The sequence below is a fragment of the Serratia sp. CY84636 genome, assembly GCF_052166245.1.
GTDB lineage: Bacteria > Pseudomonadota > Gammaproteobacteria > Enterobacterales > Enterobacteriaceae > Serratia > Serratia nevei.
The window spans coordinates 816,475-841,134 of record NZ_JBJNOX010000002.1 but is presented as its reverse complement, the minus strand read 5'-3'; the positions used below and the strand labels follow the sequence as shown (position 1 = coordinate 841,134).

At 60.8% G+C, this 24,660-nt stretch carries 22 protein-coding genes and 1 riboswitch; of the genes, 14 read left to right on the top strand and 8 right to left on the bottom strand.

From position 1 onward, the window contains the following. The first annotated feature begins 382 nt into the window (after positions 1-382). The 5 genes from ACJ8QI_RS08520 to ACJ8QI_RS08500 all read left to right on the top strand — a co-directional run bounded on the left by ACJ8QI_RS08520 (position 383) and on the right by ACJ8QI_RS08500 (position 5,333). Positions 383-2,002 carry an ABC transporter substrate-binding protein gene (locus ACJ8QI_RS08520; RefSeq protein ID WP_442532367.1) on the top strand — a complete coding sequence of 540 codons (1,620 nt, stop codon included), beginning with the start codon at positions 383-385 and terminating at the stop codon, positions 2,000-2,002. Positions 2,003-2,143: 141 nt separating this feature from the next. Continuing rightward, positions 2,144-2,317, top strand: a riboswitch (M-box (ykoK) riboswitch). Between the two features lie 73 nt (positions 2,318-2,390). Continuing rightward, a complete protein-coding gene (locus ACJ8QI_RS08515) occupies positions 2,391-3,413 on the top strand; it encodes a magnesium transporter (RefSeq protein ID WP_049199101.1) in 1,023 nt (340 codons plus the stop codon). A gap of 135 nt (positions 3,414-3,548) precedes the next feature. Next, positions 3,549-3,641 carry a protein MgtS gene (mgtS, locus tag ACJ8QI_RS08510; protein WP_004938109.1) on the top strand — a complete coding sequence of 31 codons (93 nt, stop codon included), beginning with the start codon at positions 3,549-3,551 and terminating at the stop codon, positions 3,639-3,641. A gap of 109 nt (positions 3,642-3,750) precedes the next feature. After that, complete coding sequence (locus ACJ8QI_RS08505; RefSeq protein ID WP_004938106.1) at positions 3,751-3,930, top strand: hypothetical protein; 180 nt, start codon at positions 3,751-3,753, stop codon at positions 3,928-3,930. A gap of 26 nt (positions 3,931-3,956) precedes the next feature. Beyond that, positions 3,957-5,333 carry a cation diffusion facilitator family transporter gene (locus tag ACJ8QI_RS08500; protein WP_442532366.1) on the top strand — a complete coding sequence of 459 codons (1,377 nt, stop codon included), beginning with the start codon at positions 3,957-3,959 and terminating at the stop codon, positions 5,331-5,333. On the opposite strand, the gene ACJ8QI_RS08495 is transcribed toward ACJ8QI_RS08500, so the two are convergent. The 3 genes from ACJ8QI_RS08495 to ACJ8QI_RS08485 all read right to left on the bottom strand — a co-directional run bounded on the left by ACJ8QI_RS08495 (position 5,276) and on the right by ACJ8QI_RS08485 (position 8,406). Then, positions 5,276-6,121: an inositol monophosphatase family protein gene (locus ACJ8QI_RS08495; protein ID WP_442532365.1), complete on the bottom strand. Its 846-nt coding sequence runs from the start codon at positions 6,119-6,121 to the stop codon at positions 5,276-5,278. The two genes, ACJ8QI_RS08500 and ACJ8QI_RS08495, sit on opposite strands and share 58 nt — an antisense overlap. A 66-nt stretch (positions 6,122-6,187) precedes the next feature. Beyond that, positions 6,188-6,628, bottom strand: a complete 441-nt coding sequence (locus ACJ8QI_RS08490; protein ID WP_442532364.1) for a GNAT family N-acetyltransferase — start codon at positions 6,626-6,628, stop codon at positions 6,188-6,190. Between the two features lie 47 nt (positions 6,629-6,675). Further along, positions 6,676-8,406, bottom strand: coding sequence for an ABC-F family ATP-binding cassette domain-containing protein (locus tag ACJ8QI_RS08485; protein WP_141959275.1), 1,731 nt, complete (start codon positions 8,404-8,406; stop codon positions 6,676-6,678). Between the two features lie 450 nt (positions 8,407-8,856). Here ACJ8QI_RS08485 and ACJ8QI_RS08480 point away from each other — a divergent pair, with 450 nt between their 5' ends. Continuing rightward, positions 8,857-11,286 (top strand): DUF3772 domain-containing protein, encoded by a 2,430-nt coding sequence (locus ACJ8QI_RS08480; RefSeq protein ID WP_060440688.1) that lies wholly within the window; start codon positions 8,857-8,859, stop codon positions 11,284-11,286. A gap of 46 nt (positions 11,287-11,332) precedes the next feature. Here the strand turns inward: ACJ8QI_RS08480 and ACJ8QI_RS08475 are convergent, their stop codons facing one another. After that, positions 11,333-11,500: a hypothetical protein gene (locus tag ACJ8QI_RS08475; protein WP_164550866.1), complete on the bottom strand. Its 168-nt coding sequence runs from the start codon at positions 11,498-11,500 to the stop codon at positions 11,333-11,335. A gap of 129 nt (positions 11,501-11,629) precedes the next feature. Between ACJ8QI_RS08475 and ACJ8QI_RS08470 the strand changes: the two genes are divergently transcribed. Continuing rightward, positions 11,630-12,445 carry an alpha/beta fold hydrolase gene (locus ACJ8QI_RS08470; RefSeq protein ID WP_442532363.1) on the top strand — a complete coding sequence of 272 codons (816 nt, stop codon included), beginning with the start codon at positions 11,630-11,632 and terminating at the stop codon, positions 12,443-12,445. A gap of 55 nt (positions 12,446-12,500) precedes the next feature. After that, on the top strand, positions 12,501-12,962 hold the full coding sequence (locus ACJ8QI_RS08465; protein WP_060419689.1) for a GNAT family N-acetyltransferase: 462 nt from the start codon (positions 12,501-12,503) through the stop codon (positions 12,960-12,962). Between the two features lie 48 nt (positions 12,963-13,010). Here the strand turns inward: ACJ8QI_RS08465 and ACJ8QI_RS08460 are convergent, their stop codons facing one another. Continuing rightward, complete coding sequence (locus ACJ8QI_RS08460) at positions 13,011-15,149, bottom strand: TonB-dependent siderophore receptor (protein WP_369819275.1); 2,139 nt, start codon at positions 15,147-15,149, stop codon at positions 13,011-13,013. A gap of 387 nt (positions 15,150-15,536) precedes the next feature. Here ACJ8QI_RS08460 and ACJ8QI_RS08455 point away from each other — a divergent pair, with 387 nt between their 5' ends. From ACJ8QI_RS08455 to ACJ8QI_RS08435, 5 genes are all read left to right on the top strand, one after another. Continuing rightward, positions 15,537-16,979, top strand: a complete 1,443-nt coding sequence (locus tag ACJ8QI_RS08455) for a GGDEF domain-containing protein (RefSeq protein WP_142109928.1) — start codon at positions 15,537-15,539, stop codon at positions 16,977-16,979. A 104-nt stretch (positions 16,980-17,083) separates the two neighbouring features. Next, on the top strand, positions 17,084-17,434 hold the full coding sequence (locus tag ACJ8QI_RS08450) for a DUF1428 domain-containing protein (protein ID WP_038871540.1): 351 nt from the start codon (positions 17,084-17,086) through the stop codon (positions 17,432-17,434). Positions 17,435-17,445: 11 nt separating this feature from the next. After that, a complete protein-coding gene (locus ACJ8QI_RS08445; RefSeq protein WP_442532362.1) occupies positions 17,446-17,919 on the top strand; it encodes a VOC family protein in 474 nt (157 codons plus the stop codon). Between the two features lie 26 nt (positions 17,920-17,945). Next, the gene (locus tag ACJ8QI_RS08440) at positions 17,946-18,635 is read left to right on the top strand and encodes a VIT1/CCC1 transporter family protein (RefSeq protein ID WP_038871544.1); all 690 of its coding nucleotides are present in this window, start codon (positions 17,946-17,948) and stop codon (positions 18,633-18,635) included. 108 nt (positions 18,636-18,743) lie between these two features. Next, a complete protein-coding gene (locus ACJ8QI_RS08435) occupies positions 18,744-20,081 on the top strand; it encodes a D-serine ammonia-lyase (protein WP_442532361.1) in 1,338 nt (445 codons plus the stop codon). Positions 20,082-20,129: 48 nt separating this feature from the next. Here ACJ8QI_RS08435 and ACJ8QI_RS08430 read toward each other — a convergent pair whose 3' ends face one another. The 3 genes from ACJ8QI_RS08430 to tet(41) form a co-directional block, all read right to left on the bottom strand. Further along, a complete protein-coding gene (locus ACJ8QI_RS08430) occupies positions 20,130-21,566 on the bottom strand; it encodes a 6-phospho-beta-glucosidase (RefSeq protein WP_087762786.1) in 1,437 nt (478 codons plus the stop codon). Between the two features lie 130 nt (positions 21,567-21,696). Next, positions 21,697-22,431: a MurR/RpiR family transcriptional regulator gene (locus tag ACJ8QI_RS08425; RefSeq protein ID WP_308344429.1), complete on the bottom strand. Its 735-nt coding sequence runs from the start codon at positions 22,429-22,431 to the stop codon at positions 21,697-21,699. 256 nt (positions 22,432-22,687) lie between these two features. Further along, complete coding sequence (gene tet(41) / locus ACJ8QI_RS08420) at positions 22,688-23,857, bottom strand: tetracycline efflux MFS transporter Tet(41) (RefSeq protein WP_442532360.1); 1,170 nt, start codon at positions 23,855-23,857, stop codon at positions 22,688-22,690. A 76-nt stretch (positions 23,858-23,933) separates the two neighbouring features. Here tet(41) and tetR point away from each other — a divergent pair, with 76 nt between their 5' ends. After that, positions 23,934-24,575: a tetracycline resistance transcriptional repressor TetR gene (tetR, locus tag ACJ8QI_RS08415; protein ID WP_442532359.1), complete on the top strand. Its 642-nt coding sequence runs from the start codon at positions 23,934-23,936 to the stop codon at positions 24,573-24,575. The last annotated feature ends 85 nt before the right edge of the window (positions 24,576-24,660 follow it).

The following is a 24,660-nucleotide window of genomic DNA, read 5'->3' as shown; positions in this document are numbered from 1 at the left end:
GGAAAACGAATATCGCCTGGCAAGCGCAAGCAGGCCGATTTTAGCCAAGAACATCAATAATGATAGTGAAAACGATTCGTATTAAATTATTTTTGACGATCGCTCACAAAATGAATTGCCCTAAGGATAAGTTAAGTTTCGGCTGGAATAATCTGTATTGATTGTCTGAATTTATTTCACCGCCGGTTCGCGACGTTCCTGTTCGGCGATGCCGGCCGCCACGTCCTCCCGCTTGTTTTCGTCAGTATTCGCCACTATTTCGTTGATAATGAAAGAAATTCAACACCGCTTTTGGTTATGACTCATAGCGATTAATGATTTAATTTATTCCACTGCCACATTGCATATTGAACGCGATAAAACACTAATCAGGGATATCGACGTGAAATATTCATTTAATGGCAAGAAATTGGCTGGTTTAATCCTCCTGACTTTTAACGCGACGGCAGCTCAGGCGGCCGACGTACCGGCGGGCGCTAAACTGGCGCCGGTACAGGAATTGGTGCGCGCCAACGGCTATGAACCGGCGACGCTGGATCCGAACCTGGCCGAGAGCAATGTGGAGTTCTACATCTTCAACGATCTGTTCGAAGGTTTGCTGCGCGTCGGGAAAGACGGCGAAGCGATCCCTGCGCTGGCGCAGAAATGGGAGCATCAGGGCAACGTCTGGACCTTCCATCTGCGGCCGCAGGCCAAATGGTCGAACGGCGATCCGGTGACCGCCGACGATTTCGTCTACAGCTGGCGGCGCCTCACCGATCCGAAAACCGCGTCGCCGTACGGCAGCTATCTGGCTTCGGCCTACGTGCTTAATGCGGCGGCGATCAACGCCGGCAGCAAACCGCCGAGCGAGCTGGGCGTCAAGGCGCTGGACGCGCATACCCTGCAGGTGACGCTGTCGGAGCCCAACTCCTACCTGCTCAAGCAGCTGGTGCATTTCCCGGTCTTGCCGGTTAACCGCAAGGTGGTGGAGCAGTACGGCAAGAACTGGACTCAACCGGCGCATTTTGTCGGCAACGGCGCGTTCCGCCTCAGCCAGTGGGTGGTGAACGAAAAGGTGGTGGTGGAACGTAACCCGCAGTATTGGGACAACGCCAACACCGTGCTCAACAAGGTGACGTTCTTGCCGATACAGGGCTTCCCGGAAGTGGCGCGTTTTCGCGCCGGCGAGGTTGAGTTGGGGTATACCACGCCGCCGGAGTTGTATCAGCAGCTGAAAAAAACGCTCGGCGAGCAACAGCTGGTGACCTATCCGCTGCTCTCCACCAGTTATTTCGCCTTCAACAACCGCCAGGCGCCGTTTAACGACCTGCGGGTGCGCCAGGCCCTGAATCTGGCGCTGGACAAAGAGATTATCGCCGGCAAGGTGCTGGGATACGGCCAACAGCCGGCCTGGACCTTTACCCCAACGGGGGCGGGCGGCTATAGCCTGCAGCCCGGCGCGGCGGCCGGCTGGACGCCGGAACAACGGCACGCCCAGGCGAAGCAACTGCTGGCGCAGGCAGGTTTCAACGCCGAGAACCCGCTGCGCTTTACCGTGCTGTACAGCAACGACGCCACCATCAAGAAGATCGTCATCGCCGCCGCCGCCATGTGGAAAAAGAACCTAGGGGTAGAGGCCAGCTTGCAAAGCCAGGAGCGTAAAGTGACGCTGGATAATATCAACCGCGGGCAGTACGGCGTGGCCTTTACCCGCTGGCTGGCGGATTACAACGATCCATCCACCTTCCTGAACGTGTTCCGTTCCGACAGCAGCGAGAACAGCCCCAAATACCATAACCCGGACTATGACCGCATTCTGCATCAGGCGACGGTGGCGCAGACGCCGCAGCAGGTGCAGCAATATTTCCAGCAGGCCGAGGCGGTGCTGGCCGCCGATACGCCGGTGGCACCGGTGTACTACGAGGCTAACGCCACGCTCATTAAACCTTACGTGAAGGGGATCGACTTTACCCGTCAGGGCGCCTTGTACGATAAAAACGTCTATCTTCTCGAGCACTGAGAAATAAAAAACGGCTGATTTATATCAGCCGTTTTTATAGATTCGTGTTTAATAACATTATCCTAAATACTCCATAAACGACGGGCAATCTTTTCTTCCCGCTGAAGAAAACACCGCCTATACTGCGCCGGTAGTTTATATGCAGTATCTCGTTTGGCGAGGCTCCTATACAAACACAGGTTACTGATCTGACGACATCGAGAGATGCCCAAGGTTAAGACAGGCTTTATCGGATTAAGGTTCAGCCCAAAGTAACTTCCGAATAACAGTTCGGATACGTTGTATAGTGCTAAAACCTGGACGCGGAGATAGGCAGTCTGCACTCCCTCTGTGGTTACGCCCCTATGCGATTCGCTGTTGAAGTTCAAAACAGAAATAGGGACTGACAATGATCAAGTCACATCAACATTATTCTTCTCCGGCGCTGAGCGCGACTGAAACTCTCGACGAGACCTCGGTCGCCGGCTATATGAACGCCGATTTTATTACTGTTCCCGCGACGATGACGGTCAATCATGCCCGGGAATATTTACTTTCACAGCTAAAAACGGACGAAATTCCCACCCGGGTATTTATTACCGCGGACGATTATCATCTGCGCGGCACGCTGTCGGTGAAAAAACTGCTGCAGTGCGACGAGCAGGATAAAGCGGTCGGCGTGATGATGGACCACAGCTATTTTCAGGTTTCGCCCGACGACGATCGCAACGATGTGGCGCATCTGCTCGGCAAGGGCGGCCTGGACGTGGTGCCTGTCGTGGCGAACAACACGCTGGTCGGCGTGCTGGGGGAGCGAGAGATCGCTCGCCTGGTCGAGGATGAAAACACCGAAGACGCGCAGCGCCAGGGCGCGAGCCTGCCGCTGGACAAGCCTTATCTGGAGACCAGTCCGTGGGCGCTGTGGCGTAAACGTTCGGTGTGGCTACTGATGCTGTTCGTCGCCGAAGCTTACACCGGCAACGTGCTGAAGGCGTTTGAAGATCAGCTCGAAGCGGCGATCGCGTTGGCGTTCTTCATCCCGCTGCTGATCGGCACCGGCGGCAACAGCGGCACCCAGATCACCTCGACGCTGGTGCGCGCCATGGCGCTGGGTGAGGTCAGCCTGCGCAATCTGGGCGCGGTGATCCGCAAGGAAGTGACGACCTCGCTGCTGATCGCCGTCACCATTGGCCTGGCGGCCTGGGTACGCGCCTGGATCATGGGCGTCGGCATGGAGGTGACGTTGGTGGTCAGCCTGTCGCTGGTGGCGATCACCGTGTGGAGCGCGATTGTCTCGTCGATCATTCCGATGCTATTGAAACGTCTCGGCATCGATCCGGCGGTGGTATCGGCGCCGTTTATCGCTACCTTTATCGACGGCACCGGCCTGATTATTTATTTCAAAATTGCCCAGCAGGTATTGGGTATTTAACCGCGCTCCGCCCGATGTTGCAGGCGGAGATGTAAAGCCTTAATGAGGAGGACGTTAAAAAACATGGATACCGACCAACCCCGATATTTAACGCAAGGGGCTTTTATCGATAACATTTAACCTGAGGACAAAATAATGGGAAACATGACTATTTTTATGGGATTCCTGGCAATGATCAGCTCACTGGGCCTGTTAGCGGCCTATATGAGCACCAAATGGGATGATTGATGAACGCAAAAGATCCGCCTAGATGCATCCTCCCCGTAACCGCTATTTATTATGGGGAGGATTTTTAGCGGCGCGCCGAACGCGCGGCCTGATACGGGAGTTGATAATAATGACGATTCTTATTCTGGGATTGCTCTACGCCATTTTAATGATCTCGGTGGGCGTTAATGAGATTTATTTTTATTCCACCGGAAAATCCAATTTTCTTACTAGCCTCATGCTGACATTTTCTGGCAGTATGCTGCTGATCGCCTTTGTCTGGCAATTATCCTCTAAAGTAAAAAAATAAATCACCGTCCGAATGTGAGCAGCATAATGCAGAATGAAAAACAGGCCGTGGCCAGAAACTCGATGATCGCCAGCGGGTTACTGGCTACGGGCAAGTTCGTCGCCGGCATTTTTACCGGCAGTATTGGCCTGATATCCGAAGGGATCCACTCTTTTACCGATTTTATCGCCACCAGCATCACCTGGCTGGCGGTGCGCATCAGCGATAAGCCCGCCGATGACGATCATCACTTCGGCCACGGCAAGGTGGAAAACCTGGCGGCGCTGTTCGAGGTGCTGCTGTTGCTGGGCGCCGCCGGCTGGATCGTTTATGAGGCCGGCAGCAGCCTGCTCGGGCAACCGCATGAGATCGTCGCCGCGCCGGTGGTGATTGCGGTGCTGCTCATTTCCATCTGCGTCGATTTCTTCCGCGTGCGGGCGCTCAACCGCGTCGCCAAAGCGACCGACAGCGCGGCGCTGGAAGCGGATGCGCTGCATTTCTTCTCCGATATGCTTTCGTCCGGCGTGGTGCTGCTGGGCATGGTGTTTGTGCTGCTGGGCTTTGGCCGCGCGGACGCCATCGCCGCGCTGATCGTCGCCGGCTTTATCTTTGTCGCCGCGATCAAACTGGGCAAACGCTCCTTCGACTCGTTGATGGATGCCGCGCCGGCCGGGGCTACTGAGGCGATCCGCGCCACGCTGGCAAGTTTTCCGGCGGTGCTGGCCTGCGACAGCGTGCGCATTCGCAACGCCGGCGCGGTGCTGTTTGTCGAAATCACGGTGGCGGTGTGCCGCACCTTGCCGCTGGAACGCATTGACGCGCTGAAGCGAGAGATCGTTGAGCGGCTGCGGGAGCTGTACGCCAGCGCGGAATTTACCGTCATCGCGGTGCCGCAAACCCGCAGCGATGAAGACATGGCGACGCGCATTCGGGCGATCGCCGCCAACCACGGCGCGCAGGTGCAGAATGTGACCTTGCAGCAGCTGCCGACGCGCATGGCGATCGGCATGGATTTGGCGGTGCCGGCCAACGCCAGCGTGGCGCAGGCGCATGACATTGCCACGGAGATAGAGGGGATCCTGCGCCAGGCGATCGGTGAAGACACCGAGATAGAGACGCACCTGGAGCCGCAGACGCCACATTGGCTGACCAGCGAGGATGTCGATGCGACGGAGCTGGCCGATATTCGCCGCATCCTGCAGTCGGCGCTGGAGCAGGGAGAGAGCGTGCAAGACGTACACAACGTCCGCGCGCGCAAGACCGACGGGGGCATCATCGTCAACTTCCACTGCCGGATGTCGCCGGCGGTCACCATCGCCGCCGCGCACGATGCGGTCGATCGGGTCGAGCGCCGGCTGCGCTCGCTTTATCCTGCCATCACGCGCGCGATAGGGCACGTCGAGCCGATCAAGCCTGGCATTTGAATCAGTTCGACCAACTGCGGGTAGAGCGCCGCGTTGGCCAGCAGCAGCGGGTTGCCGCGCCGCAACCCGTCGTTGTGCATAAAGTCATTCACCACGCCGCCGGCTTCGCGCGTCAGCACCCAGCCAGGCAGGCTGTCCCAGGCATTCATGTGCGGTTCGTAATAGCCCAGCAGCCGACCGGCGGCCACCTGGGCGGTCATCAACGCGCCGGAGCCGCTGCGCACAAACATCCCTCCCGCCTGCAGCAGGCGACAGAGAAAGCCGCTGAATTCCGCCGCTGAAGCGCGCGGTGAAATCCCGACGCCCATCACGCCATCCGCGACGCTGCGCCCGGCATGCACGCCGATCGGTTCCCCGTTGAGAAAGGCGCCGTGGCCGCGACAGGCGCGGAACATCTCGCGGTGGTTGGGATCGTAGACCACGCCTATCGTCGGCTCGCCGTCGATCACCACGCCTATCGCGATACACCAGGTATGCAATCCGTTCAGGAAGCAGGCGGTGCCGTCAATCGGATCGACGACCCAAACGCAGGCGGCGTTTTCGCCTGTGCTGCCGCTTTCCTCGCCGAGAAACCCGTCCTGAGGAAAGCGCCGGCTGATCATGCGGCGGATCAGCGCTTCGACGCGGCGATCGGCCTCGCTGACCACGTCCTGCAGCCCCTGTTTGAAGTCGACAGCCAGAGTTTGCCGCCGTTGATAAAAGCTGAAAGCGAGATCGGCGGCGGCGCGGGCGATCTCACGCGCAAAGCGGTAGCGCGCCTCGATGTCCCGTGGGGAAAGTGAAGTCATGGCAGGCTCGATAGCAAAGAACGAATCGGGTTACCCTGCCATAAAAGGATGAAGGTAATGTGTCGCTCAGCGCGGCGGGGATGAAAAACGCAGCTGCATTATGGCATCGGGGGCCGATAGCGGTTCGGTCGTGGCCCCGGCCGGCATTACCGCGCGCCAAAACGCCAGCCCGCGCGGATTATCCGGGCTGACCGACAGCGACCAGCCGCCGGGATGTTGCGCGAACAAGGCGTGGGCGGCCCGTTGCCCCAGCCCGGTGCGCCTCCACTCGGGCTTGACGTAGAACTCCGCCATTTCGACGGTGGCGCTGTCCAGGCGCCGGACTAACGCGAAACCGGCCGTTTGCCGATCGCTCAAAATCAAATAGGGGTAGCGGCCGATCTCGCGCCAGTAGAGCGGCAGATAGGGGTAATCGCCATCGGCGCCCAGCTCGCGAAGGCAGTCGGACAGCATGACCGCCAGCAGCGGCCGCTGCGCGTGCGTAGCCTGCTCAAGGGAAAATGCCATGTCGCGCTCCGTCAAAAAACAGGCCGCCGGAGGGCGGCCTGTCAGGGTTAGCCCAGATTCAGCCGGGCGGTGATGTCGGCAATCTCGCGGCGCCAGCGCGCCTGAAGCGCCGGTTTCTGGTGCTTCGGCTTGCGCGCCAGGTCATCCTCCAGTTTGCTTTCGAGGGCAAACAGGGCGGTCAACAGCGCTTCTTCGCCTTCCAGTCGCTCATCTGGCGTCGGGCCGCCTGCGTTGGCCTTGCCCGCCGTCGGTAGCGCCGGCGCTTCGCCCGCCAGGCGCTGATACACCGGCGCCAGATCGTGCCACTCCTCCAGTTTTTGCTGGTCGATCAGCCAAAAGCGGTTGCAGCTCTGTTCGATCAGCATCCGGTCATGGGTGACCAATATGACGGCGCCGGCGAACTGGCGCAGCGTTTCCGCCAGCTCTTCTTTGCCTGCCATGTCCAGGTGGTTGGTGGGCTCGTCCAGCAGCAGCAGCGAATGGTTGGCCAGCGTCAGGCCGACGAACAGCAGCCGCGAACGCTCGCCGCCGCTCAGCGAACGGATCTGCTGATGGTGGCGCAGGTAAGGGAAACCGGCGCCGATCAGCGCCATTTTCCGCTGTTCCTCGGTCAGCGGCGCAAACTGCGCCAGCGCTTCGCTCAACGTGTCTTCATCGCGCAGCTGTTGCAGGCTCTGATCGTAATAGCCGATGCGCACGCGCGGGTGGAAGATCGCCGGGCGTTCCGCGGGGTGCTGATACGCCTGCCACAGCAAGCGCAGCAGCGACGATTTTCCGCAGCCGTTGCGCCCGACGATGGCGATGCGATCGCCGCTTTTGACGCGCAGATGCCCCAGGCTGAACAGCACCGGCGCATCCGGCGCCGGGCGCACGGCCCATTGCGGCAGCGCCAGCAGGCGATCGGCGTCCAGCGCCTCTCCCTGTAATCGCAGCCGCCACGGGCTGCCGGCGGTCAGGGTGGTCTGTTCTTCCTTCAACCGATCGACGCGCTTTTCCATTTGCTTGGCTTTGCGCGCCAGATCTTCGTTGTCGTAGACCTTGCCCCAGATTGCCAAGCGTTTGGCGCTTTTTTCCACCCGGTCTATCTCTTTTTGCTCGGCCTGGCGCCGATGCTCGTCCGCAGCGTCCTGTTCCGCCAGTGCGGCGCGCGCAGCGGAGCAGGGCAAACGGAAGAACTGCAGCGTTTTATCGCGCAGGATCCAGGTACAGTTGGTCACCTGATCGAGCAGATAGCGATCGTGCGATACCAGCACGAAGCTGCCGCTCCAGCTGCGCAAGAACTGCTCCAGCCACAGCAGCGTGGGCAGATCCAGGTGGTTGCTGGGTTCGTCGAGCAGCAGCAGATCGGGCTGGCGGATCAGCGCGCGCGCCAGCAGCAGGCGGGTGTGCTGGCCGCCGCTGAGGGTGCCGGCGGTCAACGTCCAGCTCCCCGGTTCAAACCCCAGCTCGGCAAGCAGCGCTTCACAGCGCCAGCGTTCGCTGAGGTGTTGGCCCGCGGGCAATTGCGCCAGTACCGCATCCAGCAGGGTGCTGGCGTGCAGCTCAGGCGGCAGGTGTTGTTCGATGCGCGCCATCAGGCATTGGTGTGACAATGTCACCGTTCCGCTGTGGATGGGCAGGGCGCCGCTGAGCAGTTGCAGCAGGGTGCTTTTGCCGCAGCCGTTGTCGCCGATCAAACCGATGCGATCGCCTTTTTTCAGGCTGAAGGAAATCTCGCTCAGCAGGACGCCGAACGCGTTGTCGTAACCGACAGATTGTGCAGACAGTAGTGTGCTCATTGCTTACTCAAGAGTTACAGGCATGACAATGCCTATCGTCAAACATTGCTGACGACAACCCGGTAAGCCGGAGGGAAGATCCTGGATTTTAGTAAGCTTCGCTCAAGCTGGGTTATCGCAGCACGATACCGGTAATGCTTGAGCGGCGACGATTACCAAAGAAGTGTGAGTGAAAAAACAATTCACACGTCAGCATAGTAAGTCTCCTTTTATTGGTTGCAGGTTAATCGGTGGCAGGAGTATAGAGCGCTTTACGCTGCGCCGCCAGTGTAAAAGCGCCTGAATAATCAGCAGGCTAAGTCCCGTGGGCGCGCGTGGCACACAATGGGAATAATTACTGTATTTCGGCCGACATTAAGCAGCTATTATAATTAGCGTTTATGGTTAAGCGACGGTTCATCCGCCGCCTGTTCGTCTGTCTATCAGATAATGATGCTGAGCACTGAATTTATGTTAAAGCCTCGCCCGTTCCTGCTGTTGTTGTTATTGCTGTTGGGTTTGCAGCTGACGCCGCTCGCCGCCGTCGCCGCTACCCAGGATGATCCCGCCGCCGAAAGCGCGCCCGATCCCGCCACGCAGCTGAAAGCCGCGCAAAAGCAGTTGGACAGCATGAAGCAGCTGGTTTCCAAAGCGACCACCGATACCCAGCTCAGCAAACTGCGGCTGGCGACTGACGATCTGGTCGCCGGCATGGAAAAACTTGCCACCGATCTGCAGCCCGAGCAGGACAAACTGAAAGCGCAGCTGGACGTCCTGGGGCCGGCCCCGGCGGCCGGCGCGCTGCCGGAAACCCCGGCGGTGGCCCAGCAGCGCAACGCGCTGAACAACAGCAAAAAGCAGCTGGATGACGCGGTGAAACGCGCGCAGGCCATCAAGAGCAGCGCCTTCGATCTGGGGCAGCAGATTGGCGATCTGCGCCGGGTGGCGTTTAAAACCCAGCTGGCGCTGAATACCGGCAGCATTTTGGGTATCAAATTCTGGGCGCCGGTGCTGCAGCCGTCAGAGGATGACGTACAGCGGCTGGATCAGTTCAACGCCGAGATGAAAGCGGCCTGGGACGCCAGTTGGCAGGACGAATGGCGTTACGGCACGCTGGCGTTGCTGGCGCTGGCGGTGATTGTCTGGTCCTGGGGGCGTTATTTCTCCGAGCGTTTCCTCGCCTGGGTCAGCATCCGTTTTCTGCCGGACGGGCGACTGCGCCGCAGCTTTATGGCGATCGTTACCGTGGCGGTGACGGTGATCACCACCTCCATCGCGCTGAACCTGCTGTATTACGTCTTTGTCCGCGTGCAGCCGCTGCCGGTGACGCTGGAGGATTTCGCGGAAGGTTTCAACCGTCTGGGGATTTTCTGCGCGCTGATCGCCGGGCTGGGGCGTGCGGCGTTGTCTCTGAATCGCCCGTCGTGGCGTCTGGCGTCCATGGATAACGACGTGGCCGCCGGGCTGCGTTACTTCTCGCCGCTGCTGGCCGGCCTGGCGCTGGCGTTCGGCACCGTGGAGCTGATCAACAACGTCGTCAGCGCTTCATTGGCCACCACCATTTTCGGCAACGGCCTGGTGGCGGGGTTGATCGGCATGGTGCTGCTGGCGGCGCCGCTGCGTGGCCAGCGCATTCGTCGCCGTCTGGAACAGCAGGGCGCGCACCTGGAAAAACGCACGCTGATCGGCGGGCTGGTGCACCTCGTCACCCTGGTCTGTTCGATGGTGATTCTGTTTTCCCTGCTCATCGGCTACATCGCCTTCGCCCGCTTCCTGACCTACCAGCTGATCTGGGTGGTGCTGGTGCTGATGGCGTTCTATTTTATGGTGCTGTTCGCCACCGATTTGTGCGCCGCGCTGTTTTCGCCGCAGACCGTCAGCGGCAAGATGCTGAAGAAAACGCTCAGCTTCAAGGATCGCCATCTGGAACAGATGTCGATCATCACCACCGCATTGGCCAAATGTTCCCTGTTGCTGTTGATGATCGTCGCGCTGTTCAACGGCTCATTCGGCAGCACCACGCCGGGCTCGCTGATGGAGAAAATCGTCTCCATCCTGACCGGTGAAGGATTGCAGCGTTTCAACATCGTGCCCGGCAACCTGCTCAACGCCGTGATCTGCCTGGCGATCGGCATCTATATTTTGCGTGCGGTGCGGCGCTGGCTGGGTTCTGAACTGCTGCCGAAAACCATCTCGGACGTCGGCATTCGCGCCTCGCTGGTGACGCTGTTCAGCAATATCGGCTATGTGCTGGTGATTCTGATCACCCTGGCGGCGCTGGGCATCCAGTGGAGCAACCTGGCGTGGATCGTCAGCGCCCTGTCGGTTGGTATTGGTTTCGGTTTGCAGGAGATCGTGAAGAACTTTATTTCCGGCCTGATCCTGCTGACCGAACGCCCGGTGAAGGTGGGGGATATGATCGGCATCGGCGGCGTGGAAGGCGACGTGCGGCGCATCAACGTGCGCGCCACCGAAATTCAGCTCAGCGACCGTTCCACCATGATCGTACCGAACTCGCAGCTGATCTCGCAGAACGTGCGCAACGCCACTATGGGCAACGCGCAAGGGGTGGTGACTATCGCGCTGACGTTCCCGACCTCCATCGATCCGGAGCAGGTGCGCAATATCTTGCTCAGCGCCTATAACGAGTACGAAACCATTCTGGAAACGCCGGCGCCTTACGTGCGCTTCAGCCAGCTGGGGCCGGACGGCATTATCCTGAGCGTGACCGGCTACGTGCCGAGCCCGCGCATGGTCGGCGCCACCAAGAGCGAACTGCTGTTCAATATCCTCAAGCTGCTGCGCGCGCAGGAAGTGAGCCTGTCCAGCCCGCAGGAAGTGGTGTTTATGAAGCAGCAGGCGACGCGATATCAGGCCAACGAAGAGGAGCACTCCTCCTAGTCCCCCTAAGGCGGCGGGCCTCTACGCGACGGCCCGCCGAACGCGGCTAGTACATCGACGGCTCCACCGATTGCGAGCAGTCGCTGTTGGCGCTGGATTTGGTGCAGGTATAAGGCTCATTCGGCGATGCCGACGGCGCATTCGACGGGCCGCCGCCGCCGCCGATACACCCGCTCAGCATCAGCATCAAAAACACGAGAATTATTTTCTTCATCTCACCGTCCTCCATTGCGATTCCTCCCTTAAGTATATGTCGGGAAAGCGAACGGCACCGCTCACCGGGGCGATCTATACTCCTTTGATGCCTTGTTGGCGCACAACGTCGGCGAATGAGGAGGAAAAGATGCAAACCGACGACGAGTTGACCCGCTTTGCCGCGCAGGGCGCGCCGCCGTTGCCGCCCACGTCCAGGCAGGGATTTGTCGAACATGACGGGGCGCGCATCTGGTATGCCGCCTATGGCGCGGCGCCGACGGTGATCCTGCTGCACGGCGGCCTGGGCCACAGCGGCAACTGGGGGTATCAGCTGCCGGCGCTGCTGGCCGCCGGGTATGGCGTGCTGGTCATCGACAGCCGCGGGCACGGGCGCAGCACGCACGACGCCCGGCCTTACCGTTACGATCGCATGGCCGATGATCTGTTGGCGGTGATGGACGCGTTGCGGATCCCGCACGCCGGGCTGGCGGGCTGGAGCGACGGCGCCTGCGTCGCGCTTATCGCCGCCCATCGGGCGCCGCAGCGGGTGGACGGCGTCTTTTTCTTCGGCTGCAATATGGATCCCAGCGGTGTTAAACCGCCGGCCGCCAACCCGATCGTCGAGCGCTGCTTCGCCCGCCACGTGCAGGACTATGCCGCGCTGTCGCCGACGCCGCAGGAGTTCGATGAATTTGTCGCCGCCGTGAGCCTGATGATGAGCAGCCAGCCGAACTACACCGCGCAGGAATTGGCGGCCATTCGTGTGCCGGTGACGATTGTTCACAGCGAACACGATGAGTTTATCCGCGCCGAGCATGCTGCCTACCTGAGCGGCAGCATTCCCGGCGCCCGTCTGGTGACGCTGCCGGGCGTCAGCCACTTCGCGCCGCTGCAGCGGCCGGCGGTGTTCAACCGCGCGCTGTTGGATTTTCTCGCCGATGTGATGCCGCCGCCTGCGCGTTGACGTGCGTTGTTCTATGCTGGAGGCGGGGTATTTTGACATCATCGAAGAGGACATCATGAGCGAAAGCATCGTGGTCAGGCCGCTGGAAGCGCGGGATTACGCCGCCTGGCTGGCGCTGTGGCAAGGGTATAACGCATTTTACGGCCGTGAGGGGGCAACGGCGCTGCCGGACGAGGTGACGCAGACCACCTGGCGGCGTTTTTTCGACGCCTACGAACCGATGTTTGCGCTGGTCGCGGAGCATCAAGGCCAGGTGGTCGGGTTGACGCACTACCTCCTGCACCGCAGCACCACCCAGCTGCAGCCTAACTGTTATCTGCAGGATCTGTTCACTGCGGAGACGGTGCGCGGCAAAGGCGTAGCGAGAGCGCTGATCGCGGCGGTCTACGAGCGTGCGCAGCAGCTGGGGTTGCCGCGGGTTTATTGGAATACCCACGAAACCAACCAGACCGCCATGCGGCTGTATGACAAGGTGGCGGAGCGCCCCGGTTTCGTGATGTACCGCAAGGCGCTTTGACGCCGGGCGAAAAGAAAACGGGCGCCAAACGGCGCCCGGAGATGGGGGTTAGAAATCGACCGTCGCCTGCAGGCTGAGGCTGCGCGGTTCGCCTTCAATCACGCGCAGGTTACCGGCGCTGGAGGCGTAGTATTCGCGGTTAAACAGGTTTTTCACATTCAGTTTCAGCTGAGTATGTTTGCCAAGCAGCTTGCTGTCCCAGGCGACAAAGGCATCCGCCACGGTGTAGGCCGGCATGGTGAAGCTGTTCTCCGGATCGCCGGCGCGGCGGCCGACATAGCGCGCACCGCCGCCCACGCGCACCTCGCCGGGCACCACCGGCAGCGTCATGCGGTGGCTGAGATACAGGCCGCCCATGTTGGTCGGGGCGTTGACCAGCCGGTTGCCGACGTTGGCCGGATTGAGGTTGTCTTCGACGATCTCGGTTTTGTCGTAGCTGTAGTTGGCGGTAAGATCCCAGTTGGGCGCCACTTCGCCGTTCAACTCCAGTTCAGCACCGGTGGATCGCGCCTTGGGAATGCTGCGGGTCACGCCGTTGATAAAGATCGACATATTGCTTTCATCAATACGATAGAGCGCCAGCGTGGCGTCGAACGCCGGGGCGATCTGCCATTTGCCGCCCACCTCATAGGTGGTGCCGGTTTCCGGCGTGGCGACGTTGCCGTTATCGTCGATGGCGGTGGACGGCGTGAAGGAACGGCTGTAGTTACCGTACAGAGACAGGTTCGGCGTCAGCTTATACACCAGCCCCGCCTGCGGCAAAAACTGATCGTCTTTGTCATTGAGCGTATTTTTCGGCTTCTGGAAACCGTTGCTGTTGTTCTGGTAATACGACTGATAGCGTGCGCCGAGCACCGCAATCCACCGGTCGGAGAGATGAATGCTGTCCTTGGCGTACAGGGAGCGGCTGAACAGCGTCGTGCGCAGGTTGCTCAATGCGTCGTTGTAGGTGGTGCTGTCGGTGACGGGCGCTTCGCCATACGCCGGATCGTACATGTTGAACGTCTTCGACACTTTGCCGCGATAGGAGTAGGCCTTGTAAGTCTGGTTCTTTTCGTAGTCCACGCCCAGCAGCAGGTCGTGTTGCATGCCGAACACCTCCGGCGAACCGGTCACATCCCAGGAATAATAATCGGTCTGGTGATTGAAGCCGCGGTTGGCGTCGGCGCGGCGCGAAACGATGCCGGTCGCGGTGTCGATCGCGGTGGCGCGCACTTCGTTGCTGTCGTAACGGCGTTGCAGCCAGGCGTAGTTGAGGCGGGTGGTCCAGATCGGATCCAGCGCATATTCATAATGGGCGTTCAGGCGTTTGTTCTTGCCCCAGGCGCGGTTGGCGTAGTCATCCAGCCGGCGGTTATAGGGCACATCGACCGGTTTGCCGTCGATAAACGCGGTGCCGCGATCGTAAGGAATGTCGTATTTGTACTCGCTGTAGGCGATGTTAAAGGAAGCCTGGTCGCCGAACCAGCTGAGTGAAGGAGCGATCAGCGTGTGTTCGTCGCTGCCGAAGTTACGCCAGTAATCCTCGTGCTGTCGCTCGGCGATCAGGCGGAAGGCGAAGCCGCCGCCCAGCGGGCCGGTCACATCGACGCTGCCGCTGCCGCCGCCGAAGCTGTTGGTGGCGCCGCTAATGCGGGTGTTCCAGTCATACTGCGGTTTTTTGCTGATCAGGTTGATGACGCCGCCGGGGCTGAGGATGCCATACAGCAGCGAAGCGGAACCTTTCAGCACCTCGACGCGATCGGTGGTGGCGTCCATGCTCAGCCCTTGGTTGCTGCGCACGCCGTCGATGAACACCGAACCGTCGGAGTTAACCCCAAAGCCGCGTTTGACGAAGCCATCCTCGGTGCCGCCGAGCGTGTTGCCCTGGGTGACGCCGCTGACGAATTTCATCGCGTCATTGACGCTTTTGACCTGGAAGTCGTCAATCACCTGTGAGGTGACGACGCTGACCGATTGCGGCAGTTCACCGATTGGCGTGGCGGTTTTGCTGCCGGTTGAGGCGGTATCGGCGCTATAGCTGCCGGCAGGCAGGGCGGTGGCGGTCACCGTGATGGCGTCTTCCTTTTTTGCGTCGGGCGCGGCGGCGATCGTCAGGGCGGGAAACAGGCCGGCGATCAGGGGCAGCGAGCGGAAAACGTGATTTTTTTTGTTTTTGTTGGGGCGGCGAAGAACTGACTGGTGCATATCATTCCAGGGTAAATAATAAATAATAACGATTATCATTATAATTATCGTTTGATGGGTTTGGATAGAGGGCAAAGGAGAGATCCGCACATTGCCCGATTTTATTTTGTCATCAAGGAAAAAGACGGCGGTTTTACCGGTAAAAATCCGACGAATTGACCATAATGATCAAGACGGCCGGGATGCCTTGGCAGTTTCTGCGCCAGATAGGCGATTGTCGTCAATATATTGATACACAAATATATTTTTCCTTGATGAATAAACAGGTGTCCGGACCGGCAAAACTGGCAATAATAGGCGGGTCGGCCGTTTATCTTCTCCTCATCGTCGACGGTTGTGACACGCAAAGACTGTCACCTTACGCTAGCGGAAGTCTCTGGATCCAAGATGCAAACCACCTCGTTGTCCGATACCCGGAAAATCTGGCCCGCGCTCAGCATTTTTTTGCTGGTGTTCGCGCTGTGTCTGCTGGGCATCGTGAGCCGGCCCGGCAGTTTTCTGGCGATATTCTGGCCGGCTAACGCCGTGCTGCTGGCCGTTTTGGTGCGCCGCCCGCAGTGGGCGACGCGCGCCGGCTGGGGGATGGCGGTGCTGGGCTACCTGGCGGCGGATCTGTTGACCGGCAGTGCGTTGGAGAAAGCGCTGCTGCTGAACGCCGCCAATCTGGCCGGCGTGGTGGTGGGCTATCTGCTGTTCATGCGGCTGTCGCCGCCGGCGCGAATGTTGCAACGCGGCGCGTCCAGCATGTATCTGTTCGGTATCTGCCTGGCCGCCGCCGCCGCTACCGGCTTGGTGGGGGCCGTTGCCTCGCAGTGGTTGTTCGGCAGGCCCTATTTGACCTCCCTGGCGCTGTGGTTCTCATCTGAATTCACCAACTACGTCACGCTGATGCCGTTCATTCTGGTGTTTCCCGCCGATTGGCGACATCGCCTGCGCGCGGCCTGCGCCATGTTGATACAGCGCAGCCAATGGCCGCAGGCGGGGGGGAAACTGGCGGTGTTGGCGCTGCTGGCGCTGGCGGCGGTCTGCAGCGTGCTGATCGGCGGCCCCGGCGCGGTGATCTTCCCGATGCCGGTGCTGCTGTGGCTGGCGATGTCCTTTTCGTTGTTCAGCACCATGATCGCGGTGCTGGTTTACGTGCTGTGGTGCCATCTGGCGATCGATTTCGGGTTGCTTAGCACCACGCTCGACATGAAGGTGCTGCAGAACGCGGTATCCATGCGCCTGGGCATCGCGCTGCTGGCGTTGGGGCCGATCGCCGTCGCCAGCATGAACTATGCGCGCAACGCGTTGTTACGCACGCTGGAGCACGTGGCGAATCACGATGCGTTGACCCACGTGCTGACGCGCAATGCGTTTATGCAGCGCGGCGAGCGGGTGATCGATCAGAAAGGCGAGCTGGTGTGCGTCATGATGCTCGACATCGACTATTTCAAATCGATCAATGACCGTTTCGGCCACGCCGGTGGCGATCAGGCGCTGATGGCGTTTACCCGTGCGATCGCCGCCGATCTGAACGTCAACGATCTGTTCGGCCGCATGGGCGGCGAAGAGTTCGCCATCGTCTCGACGCTCGGCCAGCCGCAGCAGGGGTTGCAGCTGGCCGAACGGCTGCGGCAACGCATTGAGGCGGAATCGATCACCATGCCGGCCGGCCATCCGCTGCAGATCACCGTCAGCATCGGCATGGTGACCTGCCCGGGCGGTTCCGGCCATAGCCTGGCCGACCTGCTCAAACTGGCGGATCTGGCGGTATACAAAGCGAAAAATGCCGGCCGTAATCGGGTCGCCACGCCGGAATCTTACCCGCCGAACGATCCGGGCTGCTGAACTTCCGATCCGGGCCGCGCGCCCGCCGTCTAAACTGGTAGGGGGCACGGGCAACGTCGCCCGTGCTGAACCGACTGTCCTTAATCAGACAAGAGGATACCAGGATGAAATACGTAGACGGGTTTGTGGTGGCGGTGCCGGCCGCCAACAAGGAGGCTTATCACCGGCTGGCGGCCGCTGCGGCGCCGCTGTTCAAAGAGTTTGGCGCCACGCGCATCGTGGAGTGTTGGGGCGATGACGTGCCCGACGGCAAACTCACCGACTTTCGCGGCGCGGTAAAGGCGCAGGAGGGCGAAGTGGTGGTGTTTAGCTGGATAGAGTACCCCTCCAAGGCGGTGCGCGACGCCGCCAACCAGAAAATGATGAACGATCCGCGCATGAAGGCGCTGGGCGAGATGCCGTTTGACGGCAAACGCATGATCTTTGGCGGGTTCGCGCCGATCCTCGATGCCTGAAGGAGGCGCCGATGGCCAGAATTACGCAACATCTGTGGTTTGAAAAAGACATGGAGGCGGCGCTGAATTGCTACGTCGCGCTGATCCCCGGTTCGTCCGTGAACTGGTTTTCCGATCTGCCGGCGGATACGCCGAGCGGCCCGGCCGGCAGCGTGAAGCTGGCCTCCTTCACTCTGGGTGACCAGCGCTATGCGGCGATCGAGGCCGGGCCGTTGGATCCGTTCAATCACAGCTTTTCCGTGATGGTGGAATGCGACGATCAGGCGGAGGTTGACCGGCTGTGGGATGCGTTGAGCGAGGGCGGCGAGGCGGAGCAGTGCGGCTGGCTGCGCGAACGCTGGGGGCTGTGCTGGCAGATCGTGCCGCGGCGCCTGACCGAGCTGATGAACGACCCCGACGCCGCGCGCGTGCGGCGGGTCACGGAAGCGATGCTGCTGATGGGCAAAATCGACATCGCCGGCCTGGAAGCGGCGGCGCGGGACTAGCGGAAAGAGAACGTGGGAGAGAAAGGATGCATCGAGAGCGGCACAGTATTGAACGCATCGGCTGGCTGCGGGCGGCGGTGCTCGGCGCCAACGACGGCATCGTCTCAACGGCCAGCCTGCTGCTGGGCGTGGCGGCGGCCAGCGCCTCGCATTCCGCGCTGATGATCGCCGGCGTCGCCGGGTGGGTGGCGGGCGCGATGTCGATGGCCACCGGCGAGTACGTGTCGGTGTCGTCGCAGGCGGACACCGAGAAGGCTGCGCTGGCCGAGGAACAGGCGGAGCTGCTCGAAGACTATCCGGGGGAGTTCCGCGAACTGACGTCTATCTACGTGCATCGCGGGCTGGACCCGGCGCTGGCCCGGCAGGTAGCGGAAAAGCTGATGGCGCATGATGCGCTGGAGGCCCACGCGCGCGACGAACTGGGCATTTCCGCCGCCACGCGCGCCCGGCCGCTGCAGGCCGCGTTGGCATCGGCCCTCAGTTTCTCTCTCGGCGCGCTGTTGCCGCTGCTGGTGGCGCTGTGGGTGCCGGTTGCCTGGACGCGGCCGGCGCTGGTGGCATCGGCGCTGATTTCCCTTGGCATTCTCGGCGGTATCGCCGCGAAAACCGGGGGTGCGCCGATCTTGCCGGGCGTAGCGCGTATCCTGATCTGGAGCGCCCTGGCGATGGCGGTTTCCTCCGGCGTCGGCATGCTGTTTGGCGTCGCGGCCGGCTAGCGCCGCGCTTGCATCAATCTGTTGCACCTCAAGTTCAGTATTTATCATTTGTCAGCCGCCGGCGTTCGCGGCATGGTGACGGCAACGCCAAATCAGTCAGGGACATTTATGCAAAAATCACAGATTCAACCGTGGGTTGCGCAGCATCCGCTGTTGCAACGACTGGTCGCCCTCGAGCCTATCACCTGGTTCAATCCGCGTGCGACAACGCTGGCCGCAGGCTTGCCCCATGTCGGCCTGACCGCCGCCGACGTCGCCGCAGCGGAGCAGCGCCTGGCGCGCTTCGCGCTTTATCTCGCCGCGGCCTTTCCCGAAACCCAGCCCACTGGGGGGATCATCGAATCCGAGCTGGTGGCGATCCCCGCCATGCAGCAGGCGTTGGATCGGCGCTATGGGCTGCGGCTTGGCGGGAAGCTGCTGCTGAAAAAGGACAGCCATCTGCCGATCTCCGGCTCAATCAAGGCGCGCGGCGGCATCTACGAGGTGCTGACGCACGCGGAGACGCTGGCGCTGGAGGCGGGGCTGCTGCAGACCGGCGACGACTACGCCCGGCTGTTTTCCGACGAATTTCGTCAGTTCTTCAGCCAGTACCGCATCGCCGTCGGATCGACCGGCAATCTGGGATTATCCATCGGCATCATCAGCGCCCGGCTGGGGTTTGACGTCAGCGTGCACATGTCGGCGGATGCGCGGGCGTGGAAGAAGCAAAAGCTGCGCGATAACGGCGTCACGGTGGTGGAGTACGCCGAAGATTACGGCGTGGCGGTCGAGCAGGGGCGCAAGCAGGCGGCGAACGATCCGCGTTGTTTCTTTATCGATGATGAAAACTCGCAAACTCTGTTCCTCGGCTACGCGGTGGCCGGCGGCCGCCTGAAGCGGCAGTTCGCCGAACAGGGCATCGTGGTGGACGCGCAGCACCCGCTGTTCGTGTATCTGCCGTGCGGGGTCGGCGGCGGGCCGGGCGGCGTGGCGTTTGGCCTCAAGCTGGCGTTCGGCGATCACGTTCACTGTATTTTCGCCGAACCGACCCATTCGCCCTGCATGCTGCTCGGCGTCTACAGCGGGCTGCATGACGGCATTGCGGTGCAGGATCTCGGCATCGACAACCGCACCGCGGCGGACGGGCTGGCGGTGGGGCGCGCCTCCGGCTTTGTCGGCCGGGCGATGGAGCGCCTGCTGAGCGTGTTTTACACCCTGAGCGACGAAGAGATGTTTGCGCTGCTCGGGCTGTTGGACAAGCACGAGCATCTTCAGCTGGAGCCGTCCGCGCTGGCCGGCATGGCCGGGCCGTGGCGCGTTGCAGCCCATGCGAAGGCGCTCAGCGAGCAAGGCATCAGCGCCGAGAGTCTGGCGCAGGCGACGCACCTGGTATGGGCGACCGGTGGCGGCATGGTGCCGCCGGCGGAAATGGCGAAGTATCTCGCCGCCGGGCAGGCGGCGGAATAAGGCGCAGTAAAAAGGGGCGAAAATCGCCCCTGATTGCCTGCCGTGCGGTTACAGCTGTTCGCCGTTGCTGGCGATCACCCGGCGGTACCAGTCGAAGCTCTTCTTGCGCGAACGCTCGAGCGTGCCGGTGCCGTCGTCATGCTTGTCGACGTAGATGAAGCCGTAGCGTTTGCTGTACTCGCCGGTGGTGAACGACACGCAGTCGATGCAGCCCCACGGCGTATAACCGATCAGGTCTACGCCGTCTTCAATCACCGCTTTCTTCATCTCTTCGATATGGGCGCGCAGATAGTCGATGCGATAGTCATCGTTGATCCGGCCGTCCGCTTCCACTTTGTCGAAGGCACCGAAGCCGTTCTCCACGATAAACAGCGGCTTCTGGTAGCGTTCATACAGCACGTTCAGCGAATAGCGCAGCCCGACCGGATCGATCTGCCAGCCCCAGTCGGAGGCTTTGACGTGCGGGTTGGGCACGTTGCCCGGGAAGCCGAACATGCCGTCGCTGCCGTCCACCGCGTTAGCCTGCAGGGCGTTGCTCATGTAATAGCTGAAGCCGATGTAGTCGGTGCAGCCCTCGCGCAGGATCTGCGCGTCCTGCGGCTGCATCTCGATCTTCAGCCCTTTGCGTTCCCAATCGCGCAGCAGGTAGCTTGGGTAGTAGCCGCGCATCTGCACGTCGGTATACAGATAGCGTTGGTGCATCGCCTCGACGGCGTACATCACGTCGTCCGGCTTGCAGGAATACGGGTAGAACGGCACGCAGGCCAGCATGCAGCCAATCTTGAATTCCGGGTTGATCTGATGGCCGAGTTTGACCACCTGCGCGCTGGCGACGAACTGGTGGTGCAGCACCTGATACAGCGCCTGTTCCGGGTTGTCTTCCTGGGTGTAGTCCACGCCGGAGCAGCAGTAGCCGAACAGCGGATAGCGGTAGTTGCTCTGGTTATTGATCTCGTTGAAGGTCATCCAGTACTTCACTTTTTCGCGGTAGCGGCGCATCACCACCTCGCTGAAGCGCACGAAGAACTCCACCACCCGGCGATTTTTCCAGCCGCCGTAGGCCTTCACCAGATGGTAAGGCATTTCGAAGTGGGACAGGGTGATCACCGGCTGGATGCCGTATTTCAACAGTTCGTCGAACAGATCGTCGTAAAACTGCAGGCCGGCCTCGTTCGGCGTCGCTTCGTCGCCGTTCGGGAAGATGCGCGTCCAGGCGATCGAGGTGCGGAAGCATTTGAAGCCCATCTCGGCGAACAGCGCCACGTCCTGCTTATAGCGGCCGTAGAAATCCACCGCTTCGTGGTTAGGGTAGCGATAGCCCTCGAGCACGCCGTCGGTCATCACGCGATCCACGCCGTGCGAGCCGCCGGACAGCACGTCGGCGATGCTGGGCCCTTTGCCGCCCCGATCCCAACCGCCTTCAACCTGGTGCGCGGCAACCGCGCCCCCCCACAGAAAATCCTTCGGCAACTGTTTCATCGTCAATGTCTCATCGGTTTATTTAATGAAGGGTAATAACGCTGCGTTGAGAATAGAGTAGCAAGACCGAAAGAAATGTCACGATATAACAAATCACCGTGGAAAGTGATTTGTCACAATAAAAAAACAGCCTGTTTTATTTTGCCGAATTAATATGCCCGAGCCGTTTACCGATGGTTTCAATAATGTAAAGTACGGGGATCTGCGTGGTGATATTGTGATGCCCGCCGATCAAATGCTGCGGAACGTGGTAGGAGAGGTTGAAGTCCGCCAGCCTCGCCAGCGAAGAGGTTTCGTTGTTGGTGATGCTGATGATCTTGCAGTGATGCAGGCTGAACTGGCTGGCCAGCCGCAGGATCTCTTCGGTTTCGCCGGTGACCGACAGCATGATCGCCACCGCGTTTTTATACATGTCGCTGTTGACGGGATAATAAGGATCGTCGATGTGGGTGCTGAATTTCCCGACGTTGGAAAAGAAGCGCGCGCCATATTTCCCCAACGCGCCTGAGGTGCTGATACCGACGAAAATAATCCGCTCGGCGGCGGCGATATGGTGCACCGCCTGATCGATCAGCTGATTAAACTCTTCGTTGCTGACGCTTTTAAAAAAGCTGAGGATTTCGCCGATGCCGGAATCGGCCGGCGGCGCATCGGTTTGTTCCAGGTACAGCTTGAAACGGATGCGAAATTCCGAATAGCCGTCACAGCCCATTTTCCTGCAAAACCGCAGCACGGTGGTGGTGGACACGCCGGCGGCCTCGGCCAGCTCGCGGATGGTCATGTACATCACTTGATTCTTGTGTTTGCTGACGTAGGTATAAACCATCAGCTCCAGGGCGTTGAGCTCGGCGATTGCTTTATGGGTAAACATGAGTCGGTCCGGCGGCTGAAAACGGGAAGCTTATCTGCGGGTTAACATAGCAAAATTCACCGCCGCTGGCACTGCCGGGCAAAAAGAAAAGCCGCACCAGTCAGGCGCGGCCCAGGGTTCACGACGAACAAATAAAGCAAAACGTTCCGGAAGACATGCCATGAAAACGGGTTTCATCACACCGGTTTAGCATAGGTCAGCGGATCCCGGCGGCAAAATGCCGGTTTCTGCTTTCTAAAGTTAAAGAACGGCAAAGTTATGGCGCCGCATCCCTGGCGCGTGAGCGTGCCAGCAGCGGCGGCACCGCCAGGTACAGGGCGGCGGCCAACGCCCACACCAGCCCAGGCCAGACATCGCGCGTGGCGGCATACAGCGCCGTCGCCACCAGCGGCCCCGCGACGCCGATCAGGCTGCCCATGCTGGCCAGCGTTCCTTGCAGCTCGCCCTGATGATCGTCGTCCACCTTGTGCGCCATCAGCGCCTGCAGTGCGGGCAACGCCATGCCGCCCGCGGCGAAGAACGGCAGCAGGGCGAACGGCGCCCAGCCGCGCGTGGCGACAGACAACAGCGCCAGGCCCACGGCGTCGGCGGCCAGGCCGATCAGCAGCGCCTTGCGCTCGCCAAGGCGCGCGACCAGTGGGCCGATGGCAAAGGCCTGCGACAGCGCGTGGCAGGCGCCGTAGCCGGCCAGCGACAGGCCCGCCACCATCATGCTCCAGCCGAAGCGATCCTGACCGTATAAAATCCACAGCGTGGCCGGCGCCTGCGAAACCAGCGCCATAACCAGATAAATGCCGGCCAGCGGCAGCAGGCCAGGCTTGCCGTGCAGCCGACGCAATGACGAGAAGGGATTAAGGCGCATTTTCTCGGCGGCGCGGGGGCGGGATTTACGCGATTCGGGCAGCAGGAAAAACGCCATCACCAGGTTGAGGGCATTCATCACCGCCGCCGCCAGGAAGGGCGCATGCAGATGCCATTCGCCCAGCGATCCGCCGAGCAGCGGGCCGACGATAAAGCCGACGCCGAACACCGCGCCCACCAGGCCGAAACGCCGCGCGCGCTGGCCGGCGGGGGTAATATCGGTGACGTAAGCGGTGGCGACCGCCATGTTGGCACCGGTGATGCCCGCCAGCAACCGCCCCAGATAGAGCCAGGCCAGCGTCGGCGCGAACGCCATCAGCAGGTAGTCGGCCGCCGCGCCGGCGAGCGAAATCAACAGCACCGGCCGCCGCCCGAAACGATCGCTCAGCGCGCCGAGGATCGGCGAAAACAGGAATTGCATCAACGCATAGGCCGCCAGCAGGGCGCCGTAATGCACGCTGCCGGCATCGAGACCGCCCAGCGAGCGCAACAGCGCCGGTAGAATAGGCATGATCAGACCGATGCCCACCGCATCCAGCAACACCGTCAACAAAATAACCAGCATGGTTTTTTTCAAAATTGTGACTCTAACAGTGATAGAGTATGGAGTATTCCACAGTTACCCTATCAGTGATAGAGAGATGAGCGAAAAAAATACTGCGACGCGTTTAACGCGTGAAACGGTCCTGCGCGGGGCGCTGGCGTTACTGGATGACATCGGCATCGATGCCCTCAGCACCCGCCGCCTGGCGCAGCATCTGGGCGTGCAATCCCCCACGCTCTATTGGCACTTCAAAAACAAGGCCGAGCTGCTGAAGGCGATGGCGGAAACCATCATGTTGGACCACCGCGAAGAGGTGCCCGCCGACATGCCCTGGCAGGCCTGGGTGACCGCCAATGCGATCAATTTCCGCCGCGCGTTGCTGGCTTACCGCGACGGGGCGCGCCTGCACGCCGGCACCCGGCCGCAGGAACCGCAATTCGCCATCATCGAGGCCAAGGTGGCGCAGCTGTGCCGGGCGGGCTTTACGCCGGAACACGCCGTTAATCTGCTGTTCGCCGTCGGGCGTTTTGTGGTGGGTTGGGTGCTGGAAGAGCAGCAAATGCAGCCCGATGATGCGCTGAACGAAGCCGATCGCCGGCGCTACCCGCTGCTGTGTGGAGGCTGGGAAAAGCTGCAGGACAAGGGGGCAGACGCGCTGTTCGAAGCCGGCCTCCGGCTGTTGGTCGACGGCGCCGAGGCCGCGTTGACGAACGCCAATAATCACGGCGCGCAATCATAAAACCAGGCTTATCTATAGGAAATTTATAGAAAATACCCACTTTTCGTTAAAGCCATGGCGGCTACATTCCCTTAACATTATCAAG